Origin of the sequence: Cytobacillus sp. FSL R7-0680 (genome assembly GCF_038009245.1) — a bacterium.
Taxonomy (GTDB): domain Bacteria; phylum Bacillota; class Bacilli; order Bacillales; family Cytobacillaceae; genus Cytobacillus; species Cytobacillus kochii.
The window spans coordinates 869,960-892,116 of record NZ_JBBPAO010000001.1 but is presented as its reverse complement, the minus strand read 5'-3'; the positions used below and the strand labels follow the sequence as shown (position 1 = coordinate 892,116).

Annotated in this window: 19 protein-coding genes; 1 reads left to right on the top strand and 18 read right to left on the bottom strand. The window is 37.3% G+C overall.

Annotated features, from left to right (window positions below):
- Positions 1–306: 306 nt before the first annotated feature.
- From MKY26_RS04580 to dpaA, 9 genes are all read right to left on the bottom strand, one after another.
- Positions 307–2,643 carry a DNA translocase FtsK gene (locus tag MKY26_RS04580; RefSeq protein WP_341092221.1) on the bottom strand — a complete coding sequence of 779 codons (2,337 nt, stop codon included), beginning with the start codon at positions 2,641–2,643 and terminating at the stop codon, positions 307–309.
- A 112-nt stretch (positions 2,644–2,755) separates the two neighbouring features.
- Complete coding sequence (locus tag MKY26_RS04575; protein ID WP_095369475.1) at positions 2,756–2,968, bottom strand: YlzJ-like family protein; 213 nt, start codon at positions 2,966–2,968, stop codon at positions 2,756–2,758.
- Positions 2,965–3,687, bottom strand: a complete 723-nt coding sequence (locus MKY26_RS04570; protein ID WP_233435397.1) for a ClpP family protease — start codon at positions 3,685–3,687, stop codon at positions 2,965–2,967. The genes MKY26_RS04575 and MKY26_RS04570 overlap by 4 nt, the downstream gene beginning before the upstream one ends.
- Positions 3,688–3,842: 155 nt before the next feature.
- Positions 3,843–5,507 carry a ribonuclease J gene (locus MKY26_RS04565; protein WP_218971969.1) on the bottom strand — a complete coding sequence of 555 codons (1,665 nt, stop codon included), beginning with the start codon at positions 5,505–5,507 and terminating at the stop codon, positions 3,843–3,845.
- Positions 5,508–6,077: 570 nt separating this feature from the next.
- Entirely contained in the window at positions 6,078–6,944 is an 867-nt protein-coding gene (dapA, locus tag MKY26_RS04560) for a 4-hydroxy-tetrahydrodipicolinate synthase (RefSeq protein WP_095369477.1), read from the bottom strand.
- A gap of 25 nt (positions 6,945–6,969) precedes the next feature.
- Positions 6,970–8,202 (bottom strand): aspartate kinase, encoded by a 1,233-nt coding sequence (gene dapG / locus MKY26_RS04555; RefSeq protein ID WP_095369478.1) that lies wholly within the window; start codon positions 8,200–8,202, stop codon positions 6,970–6,972.
- Between the two features lie 24 nt (positions 8,203–8,226).
- On the bottom strand, positions 8,227–9,276 hold the full coding sequence (gene asd / locus MKY26_RS04550) for an aspartate-semialdehyde dehydrogenase (protein WP_095369479.1): 1,050 nt from the start codon (positions 9,274–9,276) through the stop codon (positions 8,227–8,229).
- A 271-nt stretch (positions 9,277–9,547) separates the two neighbouring features.
- The gene (gene dpaB, locus MKY26_RS04545; protein WP_095369480.1) at positions 9,548–10,147 is read right to left on the bottom strand and encodes a dipicolinate synthase subunit B; all 600 of its coding nucleotides are present in this window, start codon (positions 10,145–10,147) and stop codon (positions 9,548–9,550) included.
- Complete coding sequence (dpaA, locus tag MKY26_RS04540; RefSeq protein WP_095369481.1) at positions 10,144–11,046, bottom strand: dipicolinic acid synthetase subunit A; 903 nt, start codon at positions 11,044–11,046, stop codon at positions 10,144–10,146. The genes dpaB and dpaA overlap by 4 nt, the downstream gene beginning before the upstream one ends.
- A 268-nt stretch (positions 11,047–11,314) precedes the next feature.
- On the opposite strand from dpaA, the gene MKY26_RS04535 reads away from it, so the two are divergent.
- Positions 11,315–11,974, top strand: coding sequence for a class I SAM-dependent methyltransferase (locus tag MKY26_RS04535; RefSeq protein ID WP_322909242.1), 660 nt, complete (start codon positions 11,315–11,317; stop codon positions 11,972–11,974).
- A 72-nt stretch (positions 11,975–12,046) separates the two neighbouring features.
- On the opposite strand, the gene MKY26_RS04530 is transcribed toward MKY26_RS04535, so the two are convergent.
- The 9 genes from MKY26_RS04530 to infB form a co-directional block, all read right to left on the bottom strand.
- Positions 12,047–13,282: a M16 family metallopeptidase gene (locus MKY26_RS04530; RefSeq protein ID WP_307314370.1), complete on the bottom strand. Its 1,236-nt coding sequence runs from the start codon at positions 13,280–13,282 to the stop codon at positions 12,047–12,049.
- A gap of 157 nt (positions 13,283–13,439) precedes the next feature.
- Positions 13,440–14,405, bottom strand: a complete 966-nt coding sequence (locus tag MKY26_RS04525) for a polysaccharide deacetylase family protein (protein WP_322909240.1) — start codon at positions 14,403–14,405, stop codon at positions 13,440–13,442.
- A gap of 204 nt (positions 14,406–14,609) precedes the next feature.
- Positions 14,610–16,733 (bottom strand): polyribonucleotide nucleotidyltransferase, encoded by a 2,124-nt coding sequence (gene pnp / locus MKY26_RS04520; RefSeq protein WP_095369485.1) that lies wholly within the window; start codon positions 16,731–16,733, stop codon positions 14,610–14,612.
- A 201-nt stretch (positions 16,734–16,934) separates the two neighbouring features.
- Positions 16,935–17,204: a 30S ribosomal protein S15 gene (rpsO, locus tag MKY26_RS04515; protein ID WP_095369486.1), complete on the bottom strand. Its 270-nt coding sequence runs from the start codon at positions 17,202–17,204 to the stop codon at positions 16,935–16,937.
- A gap of 126 nt (positions 17,205–17,330) precedes the next feature.
- A complete protein-coding gene (gene ribF, locus MKY26_RS04510; RefSeq protein WP_341092218.1) occupies positions 17,331–18,278 on the bottom strand; it encodes a bifunctional riboflavin kinase/FAD synthetase in 948 nt (315 codons plus the stop codon).
- Positions 18,279–18,360: 82 nt separating this feature from the next.
- A complete protein-coding gene (gene truB, locus MKY26_RS04505) occupies positions 18,361–19,278 on the bottom strand; it encodes a tRNA pseudouridine(55) synthase TruB (RefSeq protein WP_095369488.1) in 918 nt (305 codons plus the stop codon).
- A 76-nt stretch (positions 19,279–19,354) separates the two neighbouring features.
- Positions 19,355–19,717 carry a 30S ribosome-binding factor RbfA gene (rbfA, locus tag MKY26_RS04500; RefSeq protein WP_095369489.1) on the bottom strand — a complete coding sequence of 121 codons (363 nt, stop codon included), beginning with the start codon at positions 19,715–19,717 and terminating at the stop codon, positions 19,355–19,357.
- A gap of 16 nt (positions 19,718–19,733) precedes the next feature.
- On the bottom strand, positions 19,734–20,015 hold the full coding sequence (locus MKY26_RS04495; protein WP_095369490.1) for a DUF503 domain-containing protein: 282 nt from the start codon (positions 20,013–20,015) through the stop codon (positions 19,734–19,736).
- The gene (gene infB, locus MKY26_RS04490) at positions 20,012–22,141 is read right to left on the bottom strand and encodes a translation initiation factor IF-2 (protein WP_095369491.1); all 2,130 of its coding nucleotides are present in this window, start codon (positions 22,139–22,141) and stop codon (positions 20,012–20,014) included. Before infB ends, MKY26_RS04495 begins: the two co-directional genes overlap by 4 nt.
- Positions 22,142–22,157: the final 16 nt, after the last annotated feature.

Genomic DNA, 22,157 nt, shown 5'->3' with positions numbered 1-22,157 from the left:
AAATACTATACCATTTTTCTAAATATAAAGAAACATATTTTTCAAAAAATGTCGAAAAAGATAGTGAAAAAAGTGAATATTTTTCACATTTGTTGACTCATAGTTGATGTCTTAAAGAGTTTTGTTTATTTATTTTCCCTTTCGTTATAGGCTTCTTTTGATAAAAATCAAATGCTACTAAAATATTTTAGAAACCTTTAAAAAAAGAATAGGTCATATTTATAATAAATATTAACCTATTCTTTGTACATACTTTCTTTCAATTGTTGATTAAAGCTGTGTTGCTAAAAAGCGTTAAATATATTTTTAAGAAGATGCCTCATCCATACTTTGGCTGACGAGTACTGTTCTTGGTTTACTTCCCTCATAAGGTCCGACGATTCCTCGCAGCTCCATTTCATCAATTAACCTCGCTGCTCGCGTATAACCGATACGGAACCTCCTTTGCAACATGGAAACAGAGGCTGTTTGCATTTCAATGACAAGCTCAACTGCTTCATCATATAATTTGTCATCAACTTCACTTGCTTGTGAATCTGGTAAATCATCGGGAATCATTTCTTCTTGATATTGCGCTTTTTGCTGACCAATGACAAAATCAACAATTTCTTCTACTTCATCATCCGATAAAAATGCGCCTTGTACCCGAATAGGTTTTGATGCGCCGACTGGCATAAATAACATATCGCCTCTTCCTAATAACTTCTCTGCTCCGCCCATGTCTAAAATCGTCCTTGAATCCGTCATAGAAGAAACAGCAAACGCAATTCTTGATGGAATATTTGCTTTTATCACACCGGTGATGACATCTACTGAAGGACGTTGAGTCGCAATGATTAGATGAATACCAGCTGCCCTAGCCATTTGTGCTAATCTAGTGATTGCATCCTCAACATCCGATGAAGCAACCATCATTAAGTCCGCTAACTCATCAACAATAACAACGATGTAAGGGAGTAGTGGTTGCTTAGCTTCCTCTATTTTATTTTGCCTTTTTATAAATTCATTATAACCTTCTATGTTTCTTGTGCCTGTATGGGAGAATAATTCATATCTTCTCTCCATTTCGCTTACAACCTTTTTCAGTGCTTGAGAAGCTTTTTTGGCATTTGTCACAACAGGCGCTAATAAATGTGGGACGCCATTATATACATTAAGCTCTACCATTTTTGGGTCAATCATCATCAATTTCACTTCATGAGGTTTCGCTCTCATTAAAATACTAGTAATAATGCCATTAATACAAACACTCTTCCCACTTCCTGTCGCTCCAGCGACGAGCAAATGCGGCATTTTATTCAACTCTGCCGTGACAGCTTCGCCAGTAATATCTCTTCCTAAACCGATTAATAGTTTTGAATCATTGCGATCTTTACCTTTAGGTTCAATGACCTCTCTTAAGGAAACCATCGCAACTTCTGAATTCGGTACCTCTATCCCGATAGCTGATTTCCCTGGAATTGGTGCTTCAATTCGGATATCTTTTGCTGCTAACGCAAGTGCTAAGTCGTCACTTAAACTAACAATTTTACTTACTTTCACACCTACATCAGGATGTACTTCATATTTGGTTACTGCCGGTCCAAGATGAACTTGGGTTACTTTAGCTTTGACACCAAAGCTTTGGAAGGTTCTCTCAAGCTTTGCTGCATTATCATGAATAAGTTTATATTCACCGCTTTGGTCGGTGTGATTAGGTGCCTTTAATAATTTCATTGGTGGTAGTTTATAATCCTTATTTTCCACTTCTGTAAATGTAATCGGTGGTACAGTCTCATCTTGCTGCTCTTCGTCCTCCGGTTGTCTCTCGCTTATCCCTTGTACCGGGACTGTAACATCTTGTTCTTGATCATAAGCATTTTGAGAAAAGCTAGAAATAATTGGTTCTTCTGGTGTATTGTCTTTATCCATGTCTTCTGAGCTGTTATGGATTGTTATTGCCGGCTCTTCTTGATTCTCTTTACTTCTTCTCGTACGAGGTTTAGCATTGCGCTTATTCTTTTTACTTACCCAACCTTTTACATCATCAAGAAATGCTAGCCATTGTTTTTTTAGAAATTGAGCAAATGAAATGGTCATATCGCCCATCGCAGGGCCAAAAGTTTTCCCTGTAATTAATATAATTCCTACGATAATCAAGAGGAATGCAATAATTTTTGAGCCAGCTTCATCAAATAAATAATAGAAAACGGCAAACATTAATGCTCCAATCATGCCTCCACCTAAATCTGAAGTGCTGGCTTGATTTGTCACCTCACCCCAATAGAGACGCCATGTATTCATGATTACACTTGGGTCGGTAAATGCTCCCCCATTTGAAAGTAATTCAAATAACGTTACATGACTTAATAAAAGAAGTGCACTAATGATGAAGTACATGCCCACTAATTTCATATGAAAGAGATCAGGTCTCTCCCTTTTCCACATTAGAAATCCTGCATAAATCACTAATCCAATTAAACAAAGCATGTACCATTCGCCGGTAAAAAACCTGAAAAAAAGTACGATTGCTCCACCTACTGCCCCTAATTTCGCTATAGCAATCACTGCTAATGCGAGCATCACTAGAGCAGTTAATTCATATTTTAAAGTTTGTCTCACTTGTTGCTTTTTACGCGTTTTACGCTTCTTTTTTTTCGCCATTTTATCACCTGATTTATAAGTACTTGAATGATGCATGAAAGAAGAGAGCAGCCTTTTAGTGGCTGCTCTACGTTTGTTCATTTATTATAGCATAATTTCATCCATCTTTTACTTAACTGAGGGTGATTTTTACTCCAGGTCCAATATTTTCATTCATGAAATCATTTGGGTCCGTACTCATTACTTGGATTACACGATATTCAGAACCACTAGTTAATTCCACTAGTAACGGGATACCTTCAAAGTTAACCACTTTTTGTTTCGCATATTCAGATGGTTCAGCTTGGTATATCCATTCACTTGGCATGGCTGTATATAATATCATTGCACAAGCCCCTCCTGATGTTCATTGTTTTCAATTAACTCCTCAAGTTTTTTTAAGGCTGGGCCAATACCACCTACTTCATTAATCAAACCAAATTCAACAGCATCAGCACCAATCACATTCGTTCCAATATCTCTTGTCAAATTTCCTTTAGCAAACATTAAGTCTTTAAACTTCTCTTCAGTAATCTGTGAGTGTTTTGTTACAAAGTTAATGACGCGTTCTTGCATTTTATCTAAATACTCAAAAGTTTGTGGCACCCCAATTACTAAGCCGGTTAACCGAATGGGGTGAATGGTCATCGTTGCTGATTCAGCAATATAGGCATAATCACAAGATACGGCTATAGGTACACCTATTGAGTGTCCACCACCTAACACGATTGAAACTGTAGGTTTCGACAATGATGCTAACATTTCAGCAAGCGCTAATCCTGCTTCTACATCTCCACCTACAGTATTTAATATTACTAACAAACCTTCTATTTTTGGATTTTGCTCAATGGCTACAATCTGAGGGATAAGATGTTCATATTTTGTTGTCTTATTTTGTGGCGGTAGTTGTAAATGCCCTTCTATTTGTCCAACGATAGTCAAACAGTGAATTTTGGAATCTTGAGATAGTTGCGGTACATTTGTTTGACCTAATTGCTGTATCTTTTCCATTAAAGGCGATTGTTTATCTTCTTTAGGTTGTTGCTCTTGATCATTCCCATTCATTTCAAAATCCATAAGACTTCTCCCTTCAAACTTTTATATATTTAGTATGAACAGGGATGGGATTTTCATTCTACTAATGCTTTTAGAAACGAAGATATCTATTATCGAAATAAAAATATAAGCAGGCAACCACGAATACGTAATTGCCTGCTTTTTTAGGACTCCATAATTATCGGTAAGATCATCGGACGACGTTTTGTTTTATCAAATAAGAACTGATTGAGACCTTCTCTCATATCTTGTTTGATACCTGACCAGTCGAAAGCTTCTTTCGATAGTTTGGCTTCAACAATTTCTTTTACCAATTTGCTTGCTTCTGCAAGTAATTCTTCAGATTCTCTAACATAAACAAATCCTCTTGTAATAATTTCTGGTCCTGCTGAAATGATTTTTTGTTTTTTGTTTAACGTAACAACCACAAGTAATATCCCATCTTGAGATAATAACTTACGATCTCTAAGGACAATATTACCAACATCACCTACACCACTGCCATCAATTAATACATGTCCGGTTGGGATTTTCCCCACATTTTTCATGGTTCCTTTTGCTATTTCATATAATTCTCCCTTTTCAGGAATAAAAATAGCTTCACTTTCCATACCAGTCGACTCAGCTACTTTTGCATGTGCCTTTAACATCCTATATTCTCCATGAACAGGAAAGAAATATCTCGGATTCATTAAATTAATCATGAATTTAAGCTCTTCTTTGCTACCATGACTAGATGTATTAAAACTCCCTTTACCTGAGACCACATGTGCTCCGCCCCTGAACAATACATCAACTGTTTTTGATAAATAAACTTCCGAACCTCTCAAAGGAGAAGCAAAGAATATCACATAATCTCCAGATTGAATATGCACTTGACGGTGAGAGTTTTTCGCCATCTTATACAGCGCATCAATTGGCTCTCCTTGCGTACCTGTCACTAAATAAATGATTTCTTCATCTGCCAAGTTTTTCACATCGTTCATAGAAACCATTACGTCTTCATAAATATCCAAAAACCCTAATCTGATGGCAATATCATATATTTTTTGCAAACTTCTTCCTACTATTGCTACTTTTCGGTTAGTCTGTTTCGCAGCGTCAAATACTTGTTGAATCCTAATTAACTCAGACGCAAATGTAGCTACTACGACTCTCCCTTTTGCTTGATAAAAATGCTTCACTAAATCATCTAATACTTCAGCTTCAGATTTTGTGTAGCCCGGCTTTTCTGCTTCTGTACTATCAGATAATAAGCACAAAACGCCATTTTCTCCGATTTTAGCCATTTTTCCAATTTCGGCTTTATAAAGTGGGCCAGCCGCTTGGTCAAATTTAAAATCCCCAGTGTAGACGATACTGCCTTGTGAGGTATGAATACATACCCCAACACTGTCTGGGATGCTATGATTTGTTTTAAAAAATGAAATTTCACAATGATCAAAGTGTAGTTCAGTATCACTATGTATTTCCACTAGTTTAGCTTTCCCTTTAAATCCTTGCTCTTTCATTTTTGCTTTTGCTAACGCAATCGTAAGCTTAGTTCCGTATACCGGGGCCTCAATTTGACGAAGCAAATAAGATAAAGCTCCAATATGGTCTTCATGTCCGTGGGTTAAAAATACTCCTTGCACACGATCTTTTTGTTGAATAAGATAGGTGAAATCTGGAATAACCGTATCAATTCCAAGCATTTCGTTCTCTGGAAGCATTAAACCTGCATCGATTACGAATAAATCCTCATCAACTTCGATTATGTACATATTCTTTCCTAATTCACCAACTCCACCTAGTGCTGCTAACTTGATGCTTTCGTTCTGTCTTTTCACTTATGTATCCTCCTATAGTTCATTCACCCGATCAAAATCAGTTATTCCCATTATACTTTAACTAAGAAAATAATAACAACCAAATTTATGCATTTTTGCGGTTATTAAGCAATTTATCCAGTTAAATTAAGTAATTAAACACTTTAGTAATTAAAGAAGACGGCACAATAAAGGATAATTTTACTTTAGCAAATACTCTCCTCAAAAAGTGATACCTAATATCAAGTTTTTAATAATTCAGTTAGTCTTGCTTTTAAAAAAGAGAACGTAAAAGACTCAAGAAACGTGTAAACTTCCTTCATCCAGATTGATATATTGGGTTTGGATTTAACAAGGACTAAATAGTAGTAATCAAAGATTTAAATATCTCTAGTTCAGCTAGTATGCGAAAACTTCTCCAAGGATAGCTGCACTACTTATGTTTGCTCAATATATTTTAGATTTGTGTGAAATATACGAAGAGCCCCCTTTTTACTCCACTATCCAGTGTAAATATGTTATGGCATCACAAAAAAAATCTGAACAATTCAAACCCTAAGGTGGGAATGAACGTTCAGATTTTTTTGCTAACTATTTAATAATGGCAATCAGTGTAGCTCTTTCTTGTTCAGAAAGTGGTACCATTGGTAAACGCACCGAACCGACATCAAGGCCTTTGACCTGCAAAGCGGTTTTAACTGGTACAGGACTTGGCGCTGCAAACATCGCTTCCATTATTGGTAGTAAGGATTGGTGCAATTTTGCAGCCTCTTGATAGTGTCCATCTAAAAATGCTTGCACCATTTCTTGAATTTCAGAGCCGATTATATGTGAGGCCACTGATACAACACCTGCTCCACCAATGGATAAGACTGGTAAAGCGATACCATCGTCGCCACTATATAACAAGAAATCGTCATCTGTTTCAGCGATAATCTTCGTCATTGCATTAAGATCACCACTCGCTTCTTTTACAGAGACAATATTTTTAATTTTGGATAGTTCAATAATTGTTTCAGGTGCAATATTAACAGATGATCGACCTGGAATATTATATAACATAACAGGCAAATCTGTACTTGCTGCGATCGCTTTAAAATGTTCATATAAGCCAGCTTGGTTTGGCTTATTATAATAAGGAGCGACTAACATGATGGCATCTACACCAATTTCTGCTGCTTTTTTCGTTAATTCAATGGATGAGTAAGTATTATTGCTACCTGTACCGGCAATAACTGGCACGCGTCCATCCGTTACCTTCACTACATGTTTAAACAAAGCAAGCTTTTCTTCTTTCGTTAACGTAGGTGATTCGCCTGTTGTTCCAGCAACAACAAGAGAATCTGTCCCATTCTCAATCAAATGATTGATCAACTGAGTTGTCTTTGCAAAATCAATATGCCCATTGATATCGAATGGCGTAACCATTGCTGTTGAAACTCTTCCGAATAAAACCATTTTTACACCTCTTTTTAATAATCACTTATATCATTTCTACTTGATCTTTTTCTAAATGAAAGGCATCATGGAGTGCATTGACTGCTTTCGGCAAATCTTCTTGTTCAACTAAAACCCAAATAGTCGTATGGCTATCTGCTGATTGCATAATTCTAATGCCTTGTTCCGAAAGTGCTGTTACAATTTTAGAGGCAACACCAGGTACACCTTGCATACCTGCACCGACAACTGAAACTTTCGCACAGCCTCTTTCCACTTTTGGTTCATGACCTAATCCATTTAAAATTTGTATCGCTTTATCGGTCATTTCTTCGGTCACTGTATAGGTTACTCCATGTGGATAAATATTAATGAAATCAACGCTAATGCCTTCTTTAGCCATTGCCTTAAAAACCTCTGATTGTAGGTCATACTGATTTTCTTTAGCAACCACTTTAATTTGCGTAATATTCGCTACATGTGCAATCCCGGTAACCGGCCTTTCTTTTATATCTGTTCCTCTACTTTGTTTCGTAACAGCCGTAACTAGGGTCCCTAAACCGTCTGTATAAGTGGAACGGATACGAATGGGAATTTTTGATTGCATCGCGATTTCAACTGCCCGTGGATGAATAACCTTTGCACCTTGATAAGCCATATTGCAAACTTCCGTATAAGTTACGACATCCAAAGAACGTGCATTCTGTGCAATCCGCGGATCAGCTGTCATAATCCCTTCAACATCTGTGAATATATCAATCCACTCTGCATTAAGGGCAGAACCTAGCGCAGCTGCTGAAGTATCACTACCGCCACGTCCAATCGTCGTTGTATCACCATTTCTAGCTGATCCTTGAAAGCCTGCAACGACAACAACATCATGTAATTCTAACTCGTTTTTTAAACGTTCACATTTCATATCAATAATTTTCGCATTCATATGATCATGATTTGTACGAAAACCAGCTTGCGCACCTGTTAATGCGGTCGCCGTTAGCTCATTTTCTAAAAGCATATTCGTAAATACAACACTTGAAATAACTTCTCCACAAGATAGTAATAAATCTGTTTCACGTTTATTGATTTTGGCAATGGGCGCACCAACAAGTGATAATAACGTGTCTGTTGCATAAGGGTCTCCCTTTCTTCCCATTGCAGAAACAACAACTACCACTTTGAACCCTTCCTGAACGGCATTTTTAATATGCCTTAATGCATGACTCCTGCCTTCTTCATTTTTTACCGATGTACCGCCAAATTTTTGAACGACGATTTTCATCTTAACACCTCGAGTAATTGCAATTTATTTCACTAACTTTAATTTAACAAGACTTTCTGCGATTTGTACAGAATTCCAGGCTGCACCTTTTAGTAGATTATCAGAAACGACCCACATATGGAACCCTTTTGGCTCATCTAAGTCATTGCGAATACGACCGACGAACACTTCTGATTTACCAACACAATCTGCTGGCATTGGATAAATTTGCTGTTCAGGGTCATCTTGTAGTTCTATACCTGGTGCGGTACTTAACAAAGCTTTTATATCCTTTGCGTTAATGCCTTCCTGATCAATCTCAAAATACACAGATTCAGAATGACCAGTTCCTACGGGTAGACGAACACAAGTCGCAGCGACTGGTAAAGAAGGCAGATGCATAATTTTTTTCGTTTCATTAATCATTTTCATTTCTTCAAATGTATAACCGTTATCAACAAATTTATCTATTTGAGGAATGGCGTTAAAAGCGATTTGATAATGCTTTTTATCACCCTTTACTGGCAATACTTCAGGCGTGTATGCTTGATTATCTAGGATCGCTCTTGTTTGCTCTTGCAATTCATCAATAGCTGCTTGCCCTGAGCCAGAGACTGCTTGATAAGTGGAGACAATCACTTTATTTAAACCAAATGCTTTTCTAATCGGTTCAAGCGCTACAACCATTTGAATGGTTGAACAATTGGGGTTGGCAATGATGCCATTATGGTTATGCAAGTCTTCTTCATTTACTTCAGGTACGATGAGTGGAGTATTTTCATCCATACGGAATGCACTCGTATTATCAACCACAATTGCTCCTCTCTTTACCGCTTCTGGAGCTAATTGTTTGGATACACTTCCCCCTGCACTAAACAAGGCAATATCTACACCTTCAAAACTATCAGGTGTAGCTTCTTCTACAGTATATTCCTTACCGTTATATTGAATCTTCTTCCCAGCTGAGCGAGACGAAGATAATACTTTCAACGTTGATATCGGAAAAGCACGCTCTTCCAATGTTTTTAACATTTGTTCACCTACTGCTCCTGTTGCTCCTACTACAGCTACATGGAAGTCTTTTTTCTCTGTCATAACCATTTCTCCTTCCGGCCAACATAATGATTGATATTTTTTAGTTTACCTTTCAGCTAACAAACAAGTGAGCGACTATCTTTCAGTCGTATTTCAGCTATGAGAGCGAGCTAGAGATAGTATACTAAGATTATTTTATATTTTATCATATTCCCGCATTAAAAAATAAAATTTTATGAGAAAACATGGCTTATCGCCAAGTCTACTGGCGAAAGCCGTCGTCTGCTAAATATTCATGAGTTAACAAAAGGAACTATGATAAATCTCGAACTTAGTTACCATCTTTGTATCTTTCTACAATGACTGGCTGAATCTGTTCACCATTTATTGCTTTCACTATTGTATCAGATAATGCGGTCATACGGGCGACCATTGAGTTCGGTTTCTTCACCGGGTCATCTTGCCCAAATGGGATAAAATAAATATTTTTTGTTGACATTAAACGCATGAGATTTGTGCCATTTAAGCCAAGTGCATCATTAGTCGATATACCTAGTACAACTGGTTTTTCGTTCCTTAATGTTGCTTTGGCAGCCATAAGCACTGGAGAATCTGTCATAGCATTTGCAAATTTACTCATGGAGTTTCCTGTTAATGGGGCAACAACCATGCAATCTAATGGGATTTTCGGACCTAATGGTTCTGCTTTTACAATAGAATCGATGACTTTATTCCCAGTCACTTCTTCTATTCTTTTAATCCAATCTTCTCCATCGCCAAATCTTGTCACCGTGTTTTGAACTGTAAAAGTCACGACTGGTATTACTTCAGCTCCTGCCCCGACTAACTTCTCTATTTCCGGAAAAACGGCATCATATGTGCAATGCGACCCAGTTAACCCGAATCCTATTTTTTTCCCTTTTAAATTCATGATTGTTTATCCTCCCTTTCATCAAAATTAGCCAAAATCAATTGTGAAAGAACATTAGCTAAAATACGTCCCGCTGTTTTTGGTGCAACGATTCCTGGAAGGCCAGGTGCTAATAGTGCTTTGACCCCGCGTTTCTCTGCGTACCTAAAGTCCGTACCACCCGGTTTAGAAGCTAAATCAATAATGAGCGTATGAACTGGCATTTTCGCTATTACTGACGCCACCACGACTTGTACGGGAATTGTATTAATGCATATATCTGTATCCACAACGGCTTCTTCAATATCACTCAAATGAAAAGGCGTAAGACCCATTTCAGTTATTCTCGCTATATGCTCGCTTTTTCTAGCTCCTACTTTCACTTTAGCTCCTAAAGCATGAAATGCACGAGCTATACTCATACCTGTTCTTCCTAGTCCTAATACAGTCACATTTGATCCGTGAATTGTAAAATCAGTATGTTGAATGGCCATCATTAATGCACCTTCAACAGTGGGGATTGAATTGTATATTGCGACATCATCACGATTAAATAATTGAACAACTTCACGATCTGCTTTGGTTGAAATTTCTTGAAGATAAGGAGGATTAATACCAGAATAAATTTTACAATGTTGCGGTGTTTTCTTTAAAATTTCTTCATTTATTGTAATTTTTTCATTAGAGAAAATTGTATCAATCTGTCCATCCACCCCAGCCCCAGGCACTGGCAATATAATGGCGTCAATGCATGTAAAGTCAACTTCATCTAACTTCTCCTTTACTGCACCAGAAAAAGCGTGGTCAAGCTGTTCAAAACCAACTAAATATAATTTTGCATCCAATTCTGTCAGCTTACGAATGACCTCAAGCTGCCTTGCATCTCCGCCGATCACTGCAATTTGTAATCCTGTCAGCATGCAACACTCACCTTCTTTTAAAGAACTTTTTATGTTCTTTTACTCAATTACTTCAACATCTTATGTAGAAATGACCTATTCGGTGAGTTCTCTAACAAAGAATAGACTCTAAGTTTGAACCTTAGTTGTGAAGAGAAGATTGATAAAGAATGAAGGACGAAACTCCTTACTTTAAAAAAACACTTTAAATAGGAAAAGTTATTAAATAGTGAGGTAGCGACTCATCTTTATTCACATACAATAAAATGCTAAGTGAGGAGGAAATGAAATGAAAAACATAACAGATTCTAGGTTTATTACAACTGACGATCCGAAATCTCAGCAGTTTGTCTTCCAGTTACCTAAGGAATGGGAAACAAGACCCTATGAGTATGAATGGGCAAAAAATTTTGCAGACAAAAATGAAATTGTTCTCGATGCAGCCTGTGGATTGGGGCATCCCTTAAAATTTTATCTAAGTGAGATATGCAAACACACTTTTGCCTGTGATATCGATGAGAGATTATTAGACAGTAAAGCCATTTTGTTAGATATGAAGGAAACATATACACATGACGACATACAAGAAGGAAATGTACAGCGATTGTTAAACAACTTATCTATGAATTGCTGTTCCTTAACTGATTTACCATACAGTGGGCAACTATTTGATAAAATCTTCTGTATTTCCGTTATTGAACATTTAAGTATTGAGGATATATATAAAAGCCTTGTAGAGTTTAAACGTGTATTAAAAGAGGATGGACTTATTATTTTAACATGTGATTATCCTACCATCGATCTAGACATGTTCAATCGTATGATTCACGAAGCTGGATTAACCTTTTTTGATCATGTGACCTTCACCCGACCTTCTAATGTCCTCACATCAACTATATGGGGAGAATTAAGTTGTTTTCGTGCGGTTTTAAAAAAGAACAAAGGCTAAAGAAAATATAATTTTTATAATAAAAAAAGAACAATTTCCTATCTTAACAAACGGGAAATTGTTCTCTTTTATTTATAGCCCTTGAGGTAATTCACCATCTGGACTAATTAAGGCTAATGAGTAGTCATCTGTAAAGATCTTTTTCGCCATTTCATTGACTTCATCCATTGATACTTCATCAATTTCTTCAATAATTTTATCTAATGTACGATGAGATCCAAGCAATAGTTCATTTTTGCCGTTACGGCTCATGCGACTATTTGTACTTTCTAAACTTAGCATTAAGCCACCTTTTAATTGCTCTTTACTATTGACTAATTCTTTTTCTGTTATTCCGTTTCGTTTTAAAACGTCTAATGTGTTCTGAATCGTTTCGAAAAGAACATTCATTTGTTTCGCACCGGTACCGCCATATATTGTAACCAGGCCACTATCTTTAAAAGAAGAGTGATAAGAAAACACAGAGTAAGCGAGCCCCTTATCTTCCCTCACATCTTGGAATAAGCGACTACTCATGCTACCACCAAGAATATTATTTAGAACGATCAACTGATACATATCATCATGACCGACTGGAAGTCCGTTAAACCCTAAACAAAGATGCGCTTGTTCCGTTTCTTTCTTTCTGGCGATCTTATTATTGTGAAAAGTAGGTACTGTTTCGTTTACTGCCGGACTACCACCTGTATATGTACCAAAATGCGACTCAACTTCTTTAATAAATGATTCAGGCACATTACCTGCAATGGAGATGACAACATTCTCAGGTATATAGTGATTATGCATATAGTCTCTTAATGTGTCCCCGTTAAACGTTTCTAGTGTTTCTTCCGTTCCGAGTATAGGGTACCCCAATGAATGACTTTCATATACACCCTTGCTTAAAACATCATGGACAATATCATCCGGTGTATCTTCATACATTTTAATTTCTTCGTAGACAACATTTTTCTCTTTTTTCAACTCTTCGTTATCGAAGGAAGAGTTGAAAAACATATCTGCTAGTACATCTAACGCAAATGAGGCGTGAGTATCCAGTACTTTTGCGTAATAGCATGTATATTCCTTTGATGTGAAAGCGTTCACTTGTCCACCAATACTATCAAAAGACTCCGCTATTTCTCTAGCTGTTTTTGACTCTGTACCTTTAAAAATCATATGTTCAAGAAAGTGGGAAATCCCATTATTCTCTTTATCTTCATTTCTTGATCCTGTTCCAATCCAAACGCCAATGGCAACAGAGCGGACAGTCGGAATATTTTCTAATACGATTCTTGTTCCATTTTTGCAAGTATATCTTTTAATCAAGCATGCTCCTCCTGTTCTGTTTGCAAGCTGTCTTTTTTCCGAATGATACGAAATGCTTTTCAAAACAACTGTTTATCATTCATTAGAAAAAAAGACTCATGATGGTAGAATAACATAAGTGTATCTATTGTTGCTATTTTTTGCAAAATCTCGCTTGTTATTTTTTCGGCTTTTCGTGTGATCCGATTCTTTCCTCTGATAATAAGGATGTCACTGTCCCAATTTGTAAGTCTTTGTCTTTAATCCCTACAATCATTCTGTCCAGTGCATTTGCTGTTGATTCTGTTGGATGCATTAAGACCATTGAACCATTTTCTACTTTATTGACTACACGATTAATAATCGTTTCAGGTGATGGTTTTTGCCAATCTATCGTATCGACAGTCCACATCACAGTAAGTAGTCCTTGCCCATTAGCAATGTTGACGGTTTGATTACGATAACTACCACTTGGGGGGGCAAACCATTTCACCTTTTGTTCAGTCGTCGCCTCTATGACTTCGTTAGTTTTCGCAATTTCTTCTTTCGTTTTTTGATCAGAAGCAACTTTCAAATCAGGATGCGTATAAGAATGATTGCCAATTTCGTGCCCTGCGGCAACAATCATTTTTGCTAAATCAGGGTTATTTTGCGTCCATCTTCCTTCTAAAAAAAACGTTGCTTTTACATTATGTTTCTTTAATGTTTCCAACATTTTAGGAAGATACTCATTTCCCCAAGCTACATTAATTAATAAACTAACCATCGGCTTGTCTGGATGGCCCTTATAAATCGGTGAAGGTTCTAAATCTTCTAGATGGATTTTTGGTTTTACTTCGGAAAATACGAGTTTCTCTTTATCAAAGGACCCGTCCTTTTTCATCTTTTTATAAGATGCATTCACATCAACCTTTAGTCCATTTAATCCTGGAATCGCCTTCCATACTCTATCTATAACAGCATCCTTGGCAGGTACTTCAAACGTCTTCGCTTGCTCCTTTATTTCTATTAAAAGCGGATCATCTACTTTACTTACCGATATGCTTTCATTCAGGGCTAAAGACATATATTGATCTGTTAACGGGTTCGCAACGATTAAAAATCCACTAATGACTATTACCAGCGTGTATCCAATTTTTCTCATAACACCAGCCTCCCTCTTCATTAAAATATGTTAAAGGAGGACAAGGTAGAACAGTTTAACTATTTGATAAAGCGCTTACATAATAACAATCCCTTTGACAAGTAAAAGAAACAAGCCAAGGGCTCACAAAAAACATCATCATTTTATATTCTAACAAAAAAAGAAAGAAAAAAATCAGGGGACAACCCTGACTTTCTTACAAGTTTATTTATTCTCAGCTTTTTCTTTTTGTTCACGCTGCTCTTTTAATACAGCTTTACGAGAAAGGTTCACTCTACCTTGTTTATCGATTTCCGTCACTTTTACAAGGACTTCATCACCTATTGAAAGCACATCTTCGACTTTTCCTACCCGCTCTTCAGCTAGTTCAGAAATATGAACAAGTCCATCTTTCCCATTAAAGATCTCTACGAAAGCACCAAATTTCTCTATGCGCTTCACTTTACCCAAATACATTTGTCCAACTTCTACTTCACGAACGATATCTTCAATGATTTTCTTCGCTTTTTGGTTCATCGCTTCATCGACTGAAGAAATAAATACTGTACCATCTTGTTCGATATCAATTTTTACGCCCGTTTCTTCAATGATTTTATTGATTTGTTTTCCACTTGGTCCAATAACATCACGGATTTTATCTGGGTTAATTGACATCATTAAGATTTTCGGTGCATATTGTGAAAGCTCTTTATTAGGTTCAGCAATTGTTGCTAGCATAGAATCAAGAATCTGCATTCTACCGATTTTTGCTTGTTGTAATGCCTCTTCTAAAATTTCTCTAGAAAGACCATCGATTTTAATATCCATTTGTAGTGCTGTAACGCCTTTACTTGTACCTGCTACTTTAAAGTCCATATCACCTAAGTGATCTTCCATTCCTTGAATATCGGTTAGAATAGAGTAATAATCACCTGATTTGATAAGACCCATCGCAATACCAGCAACTGGCGCTTTAATTGGTACCCCAGCGTCCATCATTGCTAAAGTACTTGCACAGATACTTGCTTGTGAGGTGGAACCATTAGATTCCAACACTTCAGAAACAAGTCGAATCGTATAAGGAAAATCCTTTTCTGATGGAATAATTGGTTCTAAAGCTCTTTCTCCTAAAGCACCGTGTCCGATTTCACGACGACCAGGTCCTCTCATCGGGCCAGTTTCACCAACACTGAAATTAGGAAAATTATAATGATGCATAAAACGTTTTTCTTCTTCAATGCCAAGACCATCTAAAATTTGTACATCACCAAGCGCACCTAATGTACAAATGCTCAACGCTTGTGTTTGACCACGTGTAAACAGTCCTGATCCATGTGTACGTGGAAGTAAATCAATCTCAGATGACAGCGGACGAATTTCCTCTAGTCCACGCCCATCAGGTCTTACTTTATCTTCAGTAATTAAGCGGCGTACTTCTTGTTTAACAATTTTATCAAGTACTTGCTTTACTTGTTTAAGATAGTCATCATCAACTTCTTGCTCTTCAAAATGGGTGATCACTTTATCTTTGACAACTTTAATGGCCGCTTCTCTAGCATGTTTTTCTTGAACTTGAATAGCAGGAATCATATCCGCTTCACACATAGCGCGCACAGTTGCATTAATCTCTTCATCGACTTGATAAAGTGTAACTTCCATCTTGTCTTTACCAATTTCTTCAGCAATCTTCTCTTGGAAGGCAATTAATCGTTTTATCTCATCATGACCAAACATAATTGCTTCAAGCATCGTTTCTTCAGGAACTTCTTCTGCCCCTGCTTCTACCATGTTGATCGCATCTTTCGTACCAGCAACGACTAAATGAATATCACTTTTTTCTGTTTGTTCTACAGAAGGGTTAATGATAAATTCATTGTCAACTCTGCCAACAGTTACACCTGCAATTGGACCGGCAAACGGAATATCAGAAACACTTAATGCAAGAGATGACCCAAACATTGCCGCCATTTCCGAAGAACAATCTTGGTCGACACTCATAACCATACTGACAACTTGAACATCATTGCGGAAACCGTCCGGGAAAAGTGGTCGAATTGGTCTATCAATTAATCGGCTAGCTAGAATGGCTCTTTCACTTGGACGACCTTCACGTTTAATAAAGCCGCCAGGTATTTTACCGACTGCGTATAATCTTTCCTCATAGTTCACAGTAAGTGGAAAGAAATCTAAGTTCTTCGGTTCTTTTGATGCCGTTGCTGTACTTAGTACAGCTGTATCACCATAGCGAACCAATACAGCACCGTTTGCTTGCTTTGCTAATTGTCCAATTTCAACAGACAACTTGCGTCCAGCCCAATCTATGCTGTAGATATGCTTATCTTGTCCCATATTTGTACCCCTCTCTACCATTTCACTTACAAAATCATATATACTAAAGCAAAATGCCATGACATATTTTCATCATTAATACTATTATGCACACTTTTTCAAATATATAAAATAACAAAATTTTATGTAGAATAGCGTTTTTAGGCTAATAAAAAAGCGGGAAAAAATCCCGCTTCTTCAAATAAGAAGACAAGCTTCTTATTATCGACGTAAACCAAGCTTATTGATTAACTCACGGTAACGTTGTACATCTTTGTTACGAAGGTAAGTTAATAGGTTACGACGTTTACCTACCATTTTTAATAGACCACGACGAGAGTGGTGATCTTTCTTATGAGTACGTAAATGTTCGTTCAAATTGTTGATTTCTTCTGTAAGGACAGCGATTTGAACTTCTGGAGATCCAGTATCATTTTCATGAGTTTTGTACTCACTGATAAGTTCATTTTTACGTTCTTTAGTGATTGCCATCCGATTCACCTCCTAAAATTTCAATCCCCTGTTACTGAGCAAGCGTCGGTGACTCGACTTGCCAAGCAAAGGTTCATCAATCAATACGTTTATAAGAATACAACTTTTTTAGACAAAATGCAAGAATTAACCGTTGTTTTTTGCAAAATAATCGAGTGTTGCTTGCTTATCTTTAGCAATTTGCTCTATTAAAGCTTCAATTCCATTAAACTTTCGTTCATCTCTAATATGTTGATGCCACTCTACTTCAACCTCTTCACCATATATATCTTGATCGAAATCAAAAATATGAACTTCAATAGAAGGGGTCTTTAAGTCATCATGGAAAGTTGGCTTATAGCCTAAATTACAGACCCCTTTACGCCATTTTCCTTGAACAAAAATTCTTACAGCGTAAACACCTGTAGGCGGGGTGATGAAATCTTCGCTAACAGCAACGTTTGCTGTTGGAAAACCTAATTGTCTCCCTCTTTGATCACCTTGCACGACCGGACCACTAACTGTATAGTATCTTCCCAAAAGCGGAGGGATTTTTTCAACGCTCCCCTCTTTTAAGTAAGACCTAATAAGCGAGGAACTAATCTTGGCATTATCTCTTTTTAATTGTGGAATCGTGGTTGTAGAGAAAAACCCTTTAGCATGTGTCTTTATCGTATCCATAGTGCCTTTTCCGAATTTACCATACGTATAATCAAATCCAGCAGATACATGTGATACATTTAAATCAATAATATACTGATCGATAAAAGCTTCTGGATCTAGATTAGCAAATGCTTTAGAAAAGTGCACAATAAATAAATAATCAATGCCTAACTGTGCAACAATCTTAATTTTCTCATTTATCGGTGTGATGTATCTAATTTGTTCTTGTGGATCACCTAATACAGCTGATGGATGAGGATCAAATGTCATTACGGCACTTTTCAACCCTAGTTCAGCTGCCTTCTCCTTTGCATTTTCCATCACTTTCTGGTGACCAAGATGAACACCGTCGAAAAAGCCCAATGCCATTGAAAGAGGTGGCCAGCTATCTTTAGTATGGTTATGTGGATGTACTATTTTTATAACTTCCATGATCATTCACCTTTTTATATTGTTTAAACATGAAGATAGGCATAGAACGTCTACTTTATGTTAAAGAACGTTTACCTTTACCCTATTCACCTATGTATAGAACTTTAGTTGGCTTTATTATACCTGGTTTATCAGGATGATGGATATACAGGGCTAACGCTTGATTGTTCACAGTCTCCATTACAATAGGACCAGATACACTCTCAAGTTCTTCGGGAGTAGGAAGAACTGCGCCATTCTTCACTTTCATTGCTACTTTATCATTTATTTGATATTTCGGCAAATAGCTAATCCCCCATTCTAAAGGTTTGAGCACATCAGCTATTCTTCCCTCGTTCATCACTTCCTCCACTTGTGGTAATGTCAAACAATCCTCAATAGTAAAGTCTGCAGACCGGATGCGAGTTAAATCAGACATATGGGCAGGATAACCAAGAAGTTCACCCATCATAACTGCTAATGTTCTAATATATGTTCCTTTTCCACATGCAACACGAAAACGAAAAGTAATCCGTTCCCCATTATATACTTCCTGCTCATTTAGCAAGGTGATACGATCAATGCGCACTTTTCTACTTGGCCGCTCCACTTCTTGCCCTAGTCGTGCATATTCATAAAGTCTTTTACCATTCACTTTAACAGCAGAATACAGGGGTGGTGTTTGGACAATCTCTCCAGTTAATTGCTGGAACACCGCGATAATCTCTTCTCGAGTAATCGGTTTATCTACCTTCTTCTCTTCAACCACTTCACCTGAGGCATCTTCTGTCGTTGTAGAGAAACCTATTGTGACCTCTCCTTCATACTCTTTACCTGCATCCGTAATATATTCGGCAACCTTCGTAGCACGTCCAATACAAATAGGTAATACGCCAGTTACCTCAGGGTCCAATGTTCCTGTGTGACCCACCTTTTTCGTTTTTAGAATCTTGCGTAACTTGAATACACAGTCATGAGAAGTCATTCCTTTTGGCTTTAATAAAGGTAATATTCCTTCCATTTTGTACGCCCCCTTTCAAATTCAAATTAAGGTGAAATAAATACGGATAGACAAACGTCTATCCGCCAATCATTATTTATTCCTTATCTTTGGATTGACCGTCATCTTGAATTTGATGAAGGAGTGTTTCAATACGATTACCGTAATCGATTGATTCGTCAAACTCAAAAGTGATTTCAGGGGTTTTTCTCAAACGTATTCTCTGACCAATTTCAGAACGGATAAACCCTTTAGCTTTAGCCAATCCTCTCAATGTATCTTCTCTTTGCTCTTCATTACCGAGAACAGAAATATAGACAGTAGCTTGTTGTAAATCACCTGTCACATGAACGTCTGTTACTGTTACAAATCCCACTCGTGGATCTTTAATTTTTCGACCGATAATTTCTCCGAGCTCTTTTTTCATTTGCTCGCCAACTCTATTTGATCTTAGGCTCAATTGTTACACCTCTTTTTCAAAGCCATTCAATGTCTGTAATTGTCCGTTCAATCTCAGGAAAAGAATCAATTAATTTAAGCGCATTTGAAAGCTCCCACTCAACGGCTTGCTTACTTGAAGCTACAGCAGTTATGGCAATTTGCGTATGTTGCCATGTATCTTGAAACCCTACTTCTGCAACAGAAATGTTAAACTTCTGTTGCAGACGAGTGAGGATTCGCTGTAATACACTTCTCTTCTCCTTTAATGAACGAGCATCATATATCATACACTCACACGAAACCAAACCTACAATCATTTACGCTCAATTTCTTGCATAATATAAGCTTCAATGATGTCGCCTTCTTTGACATCATTGTAGTTCTTAATTGTGATACCACATTCGTAATTTGTTGCTACTTCTTTCGCATCATCTTTGAAGCGTTTTAACGCATCAATTTCACCTTCGAAAATAACAACGCCATCTCTAATTAGGCGAATACCAGAATCTCTTGTGATTTTACCTTCCGTAACATAAGAACCAGCAATTGTACCAATTTTTGATACTTTAAATGTTTGACGGACTTCTGCTTGACCAATAATTTTTTCTTCAAACTCTGGGTCTAGCATCCCTTTCATTGCTAATTCAATTTCTTCAATTACGTTATAAATGATGCGGTGTAGACGAATATCAACATCTTCTGCTTCAGCAGCACGTTTTGCATTCGTATCTGGTCTTACGTTAAAGCCGATAACGATTGCGTTAAATGCAGCAGCAAGCGTAATATCTGATTCATTAATGGCACCCGCACCTGTATGAAGAATACGTACTTTTACGCCTTCTACATCAATCTTATTTAATGCGGAAGTTAGGGCTTCAGCAGAACCTTGGACATCAGCTTTTACAACGATGTTTATGTCCTTCATTTCCCCTTCTTTCATATGCTCAAATAAGTTATCAAGGCTAACACGAGATTTCTCAGATCTTTGTGCTTGTAGAGCTAATTGTGCACGTGCTTCCCCTACTTGGCGCGCAGATTTCTCGTCTTCTAGAACAGCAAATCTGTCACCTGCTTGAGGGACATCATTCAATCCTGTAATTTCTACAGGAGTAGATGGTCCCGCAGTTTTTACTCGACGTCCAAGGTCATTAACCATTGCACGTACGCGTCCAAATGTATTACCGACAACAATCGGATCACCAACCTTCAATGTTCCGTTTTGTACAAGTAATGTGGCTACTGATCCTCTACCTTTATCAAGCTGTGCTTCAATAACTGTTCCGACAGCATTACGATTAGGGTTCGCCTTATATTCTTCTACTTCACCAACAAGGAGAATCATTTCTAACAACTCATCAATACCGTCACCTTTAATGGCTGAAATCGGTACAAAGATTGTATCTCCGCCCCATGCTTCAGGAACTAATCCATGTTCTGTTAGCTCTTGCATTACACGGTCAGGATTTGCCGCTTCTTTATCCATTTTATTAACAGCAACAATAATTGGTACCTCAGCAGCTTTAGCATGGTTAATTGCTTCAATTGTCTGCGGCATCACACCATCATCCGCTGCAACAACTAAAATTGTAATATCAGTTATTTTCGCTCCACGGGCACGCATTGTTGTAAATGCCGCATGACCAGGTGTATCTAGAAATGTAATCTTCTTACCTTTATCTTCTACTTGATAGGCACCGATATGCTGTGTAATTCCACCAGCTTCGCCAGCAGTTACCTTTGTGTGGCGAATGGAATCAAGTAATGTCGTTTTACCATGGTCAACGTGACCCATAATCGTTACAACAGATGGACGTTCCTCAAGATTAGTCTCTTCATCTTCAGTGAAATATGCTTCTAAATCTGTCACATCTACTAATACTTCTTCTTCTACATCAACACCATATTCGCCTGCAATTAACTCAATTGAATCTTTATCTAGTTCTTGGTTAATTGTTGCCATCACACCAAGCATAAATAGCTTTTTAATGATTTCTGAAGGCTCTCTATGGAGCTTCTTAGCAAGCTCACCAACCGTTAGTGATTCAGTAAAAGTAATTTTCTCTGGTAATTCTTTTACTTTTTTAGGTGCTGGTGGTTGAGGTGGCTTCTGCCCTTTATTCTTTGGTTTATTTTTTTGATTATTATTGCGATTAGGTTTTTGATTCTTATTATTATTATTATTTGGCTTATTTCTATTGCCTTTTGGTGCACCTGCTGGTTTATTTTTCTGATTGTTTGCAGGTTGTGCTTGCGCTGATTGTTGTTTTTGTGGTTGCTTCTCTTCTTGCTTATTGTAAATACCGTCTAATTTTGTTACTTCACCTGGTTCTAATGTTGTCATATGATTCGAAACCTCTATATTCATTTCCTTTAATTTCGTAATTACATCTTTACTAGATAGATTATGTTTTTTAGCATATTCGTAAACGCGAATTTTACTCATGCTTTCACCCCCGCTA

Excerpts from the sequence above, each read along its gene's own strand:
- MKY26_RS04580 (WP_341092221.1), bottom strand. The coding sequence starts at position 2,643 with ATGGCGAAAAAAAAGAAGCGTAAAACGCGTAAAAAGCAACAAGTGAGA.
- MKY26_RS04575 (WP_095369475.1), bottom strand. The coding sequence starts at position 2,968 with ATGATATTATATACAGCCATGCCAAGTGAATGGATATACCAAGCTGAA.
- MKY26_RS04570 (WP_233435397.1), bottom strand. The coding sequence starts at position 3,687 with ATGAATGGGAATGATCAAGAGCAACAACCTAAAGAAGATAAACAATCG.
- dapA (WP_095369477.1), bottom strand. The coding sequence starts at position 6,944 with ATGGTTTTATTCGGAAGAGTTTCAACAGCAATGGTTACGCCATTCGAT.
- dapG (WP_095369478.1), bottom strand. The coding sequence starts at position 8,202 with ATGAAAATCGTCGTTCAAAAATTTGGCGGTACATCGGTAAAAAATGAA.
- asd (WP_095369479.1), bottom strand. The coding sequence starts at position 9,276 with ATGACAGAGAAAAAAGACTTCCATGTAGCTGTAGTAGGAGCAACAGGA.
- dpaB (WP_095369480.1), bottom strand. The coding sequence starts at position 10,147 with ATGAATTTAAAAGGGAAAAAAATAGGATTCGGGTTAACTGGGTCGCAT.
- dpaA (WP_095369481.1), bottom strand. The coding sequence starts at position 11,046 with ATGCTGACAGGATTACAAATTGCAGTGATCGGCGGAGATGCAAGGCAG.
- MKY26_RS04535 (WP_322909242.1), top strand. The coding sequence starts at position 11,315 with ATGAAAAACATAACAGATTCTAGGTTTATTACAACTGACGATCCGAAA.
- MKY26_RS04525 (WP_322909240.1), bottom strand. The coding sequence starts at position 14,405 with ATGAGAAAAATTGGATACACGCTGGTAATAGTCATTAGTGGATTTTTA.
- pnp (WP_095369485.1), bottom strand. The coding sequence starts at position 16,733 with ATGGGACAAGATAAGCATATCTACAGCATAGATTGGGCTGGACGCAAG.
- rpsO (WP_095369486.1), bottom strand. The coding sequence starts at position 17,204 with ATGGCAATCACTAAAGAACGTAAAAATGAACTTATCAGTGAGTACAAA.
- ribF (WP_341092218.1), bottom strand. The coding sequence starts at position 18,278 with ATGGAAGTTATAAAAATAGTACATCCACATAACCATACTAAAGATAGC.
- truB (WP_095369488.1), bottom strand. The coding sequence starts at position 19,278 with ATGGAAGGAATATTACCTTTATTAAAGCCAAAAGGAATGACTTCTCAT.
- MKY26_RS04495 (WP_095369490.1), bottom strand. The coding sequence starts at position 20,015 with ATGATTGTAGGTTTGGTTTCGTGTGAGTGTATGATATATGATGCTCGT.
- infB (WP_095369491.1), bottom strand. The coding sequence starts at position 22,141 with ATGAGTAAAATTCGCGTTTACGAATATGCTAAAAAACATAATCTATCT.